The organism is Mesorhizobium sp. M1E.F.Ca.ET.063.01.1.1 (assembly GCF_003998155.1).
Classification (GTDB): Bacteria; Pseudomonadota; Alphaproteobacteria; order Rhizobiales; family Rhizobiaceae; genus Mesorhizobium.
Genome location: NZ_RZSC01000981.1, coordinates 1 through 1,862 on the forward strand (window position 1 = coordinate 1; position 1,862 = coordinate 1,862).

Genomic DNA, 1,862 nt, shown 5'->3' on the forward strand with positions numbered 1-1,862 from the left:
CCGACACCACGCGCAGGCGCTCCGACTGGGCGCCAAGGCCTGATGATGCGACTTTGAGGGCTGCGGTCAGCGCGTCCATGGTCAGCTCTTCACCACCATCGTCATCATCGAATGGAAGGCTTTGACGATCGCCGTGTTGAGCTCGAAGGAGCGGCGCACTTCGCCAGCCTTCATCAACTCGTCTTCGAGAACGACGGTGTTCTTCGACGGCATGATCGAGCCGGTGGCTTCCTGCGGCTTGACATTGAAGCCGGCATTCGTCGTCTCGGCGCCAAGATGGCCTGCTTCGGTGGCCTTCAATGTCACCGCGGTCCGGTCGAGAACCTTTTCGAACGGCTCGACGTCATTTGCCGTGTAGCCCGGCGTGTTGGCATTGGCGATGTTGGAGGCGATCGCGGACTGGCGCACGGCCAGCCATTGCGACTGCCGGGTGGCGAGATCAAAAAGGTTGACGGGTTCCATGGGACTCTCCGGGCGAGTAGGCACAAGACTAGGCCGTCAGTCTTGCGCGGACCTTGCGCGGATAGGCCCGAAGTCCGTTACAGCGCCATCACCTGGAAAGCTCGACCACCTTGTTTGCGTCCGTGACGATCACCCATTTGCCGCCGCGCTGTTCGATCGAGGCGACGCGGCTGGAATCGGGCAGGACCGAGCCGCGCTGGACGATCCACAGGCCGGTATCGTCCTCGATCATGGCGCGGCCATTGGCGACATGCACAACCTTGAACTCCGACACGGCGGCCGGGAAGGGCTGATCGCCGGGCGCCGGCGGGGGTTCGTCCTGCACCGTTCCGGTGGCAAGCAGGTCGATATCGGCATTGGGAACGTCCTTGGCCGTCAGCGATGCGCTGCGTTCGGCCGCGACGCCACCGCCCTCGCGTCCGGAATTGCTGCCGCTGCCACCGAACTTGATGGCCTGCACGCCGAATTGCTCCTGGTTGAAGAAGATGTACCAGGGAAACAGCGCGCAGATCAGCCCGAGCGTGATGCCGAGCGCGGCGACGACGAAATCGCTGCGCCGGTCCGCTTTCCTGTCGGCCAGGCGCGGAAATTCGGCCCGCGGCGGCTGCGGCCATTCCACCTTCGGAAACAGACCGTTGATAGCCAAGTCGCGGCTGGCCTCGGCCTCCTCGGTGGCCTTGGCCTCGGCAATCATCTCGCGCAGCAGACGCTCGGTTTGCTGCAGATCAGTCTCCTTGATCGCCATTCTGCTTCCCCTTGAGATGGCGGGCGAGGTCGGCGAACGGATCGGCCGAAGCGCGATCCCTCGGCGACTGCGTGAGCGCCTCGTAGATCAGCGGCACCTGGCGCACGGCGATGTCGAGCTCGGCATCGGCGCCGCCCTGGTAGGCGCCAAGCAGGCGGATATCGCGCGTATCCTCGAAACGCGCGATCATCGACTTCAACCTGGTCACCAGCAGGCGCTGCTCCGCGCTCCAGGCCTTGTCGGCGAGACGCGAGATCGACGACAGCGGATTTACCGGTGGGTAGCGTCCCTGCTCGGCGATCGCGCGGTCGAGGACGACATGGCCGTCGAGGATGCCGCGCACCGAATCGGCCACCGGGTCGTTATGATCGTCGCCGTCGACAAGCACCGAGATGATGGCGGTGATCGAACCTTTGCCCTCTGCGCCTGGTCCCGCGCGCTCGAGCAGCTTGGGCAAATCGGTGAAGACCGAGGCCGGGTAGCCGCGCGCGACCGGCGGCTCGCCGGTTCCCGTCGCCACCTCGCGCAGCGCGTGGGCGAAGCGGGTGATCGAATCCAGCACCAGCAGCACGCGATGGCCCTGGTCGCGGAAATGCTCTGCCACGCACATGGCGGTGTCGGGCGCGCGTCGCCGCATCATGGCGCTCTCGTCACT

2 protein-coding genes and 2 pseudogenes are annotated in these 1,862 nt (G+C 65.4%); all 4 read right to left on the minus strand.

Annotated elements, in window-relative coordinates:
* A pseudogene (flgC, locus tag EOA29_RS43485) lies at positions 1-79 on the minus strand (flagellar basal body rod protein FlgC); the annotation flags it as partial.
* 2 nt (positions 80-81) lie between these two features.
* Complete coding sequence (gene flgB, locus EOA29_RS35050; protein ID WP_126092198.1) at positions 82-462, minus strand: flagellar basal body rod protein FlgB; 381 nt, start codon at positions 460-462, stop codon at positions 82-84.
* Between the two features lie 88 nt (positions 463-550).
* Positions 551-1,207 (minus strand): hypothetical protein, encoded by a 657-nt coding sequence (locus EOA29_RS35055; protein WP_126092199.1) that lies wholly within the window; start codon positions 1,205-1,207, stop codon positions 551-553.
* Positions 1,188-1,862, minus strand: a pseudogene (gene fliI, locus EOA29_RS35060) (flagellum-specific ATP synthase FliI); the annotation flags it as partial. The gene EOA29_RS35055 and the pseudogene fliI, both read right to left, overlap by 20 nt.